Raw genomic sequence first — 1,747 nt, 5'->3', positions numbered from 1 at the left:
CTAAGAAATGGTTTATGATTCCGTTTGTGAAGATTTATTTGAAATATCGGCAAGCCAAGTATGTCAGAGATTTAAGGAGGAAATTAAAATGCGTGTAATACCAGTATTTTATATCAAAATAGAAAAGCTATGCCACAAATATCTAAAGGAGGAAAGTTTATCTTCGGCATCTCTCATATTCGGGAAGATTTGACAATTCAGATACCGAAGCAAGCTATCCATGAATATGCTCTTGCTGATGTTGAAAACATCATTCTGATTACAGGAAGCAAAGCAACGGGAGGCTTCTGTATAACAACCTATCCACTTCTTTCTTCTTCAAAACTGTGTCATATATTGACAGATTGCCCCCAACTAAGGGAACAGACACTACCAATGGGCAAACTGATAACCTATAAAGGGAGAGGTTATACTTGGTTACCAATAGGAAAAGAAGGAGTTATCAGCCTCCCCCCCTGATCTAATGAGAGTGTTAAGTTTACAAGTTCATTCTAAATTATTGGCTATCCGAAGTAGCAATATCGCATTCACAATGGGAGCAAAAGGACCCTTGTGGGAAAAAGTACACGCCTTCAATGGTGACATCACACAATATTAGTTATAGTAAGAACTTACTCCACAAAACGGAGCAAGTCCTTTTTGTTTAGCCTTATCCTCTCCTTTGTTGTATCAGCCTGTCCATATCCCTTGAAATCTTACTATCAGTGATTTGAGCGTAGATTTGTGTACTCGCAATGGAGGCATGTCCCATCATCTTGGCAATACTCTCAATCGGTATGCCTGCCTCCAATGTCAGCGCACCGAAAGAATGGCGACCGACATGAAAGGAAAGGGATTGGCGAATGCCACAAGCCAGACCAATAGCCTTGAGGTGTATGCCTATCTGTATTCTACTCATCGAGGTTGCAAAGATGGGACTATCCTCTTTCTTGTCTTTCAGTGGGTAAAGCGAGAGTATTTGCTCGGCTATCGGGTGCAGGGGCGTAATGCTCTCAACATCGGTCTTCTTTCTGTACTGCCGGATATAACGTATCCCTGCATTGTTCGTTTCAATATCACAGTACCGCAACTTGCTCACATCAGCAAAAGCCAGACCTGTAAATACCGAGAAAAGAAACAACCTCCGCACAAATTCCGCCTGTCCATTTTGCAAGGGCATAGCCAACAGACGGGCTATATCCGTCTTACCCAAACAGCGAATTTTTCGCTCCACCCGCTCATACTTGGCATCCTCAAAAGGATTATACCGAATGGTTTGCTGGCTCACAGCCCTATACATCAACCGACTTAACCAAAAGAGATTTTGTTTCGTTGTTGATAAGGCATAACCTTTACGCTTGAAATGGATACGATAATCATCGAAGAACTCCATCGTAAGGCTCGTAAGAGGAATGTCTGTTTTTCCTCTACTTTTCACAAAGAGTTCCAGCTGCCTGTGGTAGCAAGAGCAACTTTGGTATGTGCTTAAGACTCTTGTAGATTGAATTGTCGATAATACCTCTCGGCTAAGAGCAAGCAAAGTGGTCGGATTTGCTCCGACACCATGCAAGTGGTTTTTAAGCAGCTCGGCACTCACCGCACCAAATTGCAGGAGCAACGTATCATACCCCTGCTCAATCTTCTCACGAAACGAATGCAAGCGTTGGTTCTGCTGCTTGTCGTTGGTTTCCTGTCGCTTTACGCTCCAATCGCCGGGCAATGTGTTTTCTCCTGTGGACATCACGACTTTTGAGCCGTCTATCGTAAT

2 protein-coding genes are annotated in these 1,747 nt (G+C 43.2%); one reads left to right on the top strand and one right to left on the bottom strand.

Annotation, left to right across the window (positions count from 1 at the left end):
- The first annotated feature begins 129 nt into the window (after positions 1-129).
- Positions 130-459 (top strand): hypothetical protein, encoded by a 330-nt coding sequence (locus HMPREF9304_RS11040; protein WP_231564523.1) that lies wholly within the window; start codon positions 130-132, stop codon positions 457-459.
- Between the two features lie 190 nt (positions 460-649).
- Here HMPREF9304_RS11040 and HMPREF9304_RS11035 read toward each other — a convergent pair.
- Positions 650-1,747: site-specific integrase (locus HMPREF9304_RS11035; protein WP_052046134.1), on the bottom strand; the 1,098-nt coding region annotated here is incomplete at its 5' end.

The sequence above is a fragment of the Hoylesella timonensis S9-PR14 genome (assembly GCF_000762405.1).
GTDB lineage: Bacteria > Bacteroidota > Bacteroidia > Bacteroidales > Bacteroidaceae > Prevotella > Prevotella timonensis_A.
This window is presented reverse-complemented; position numbering and strand designations above follow the sequence as displayed.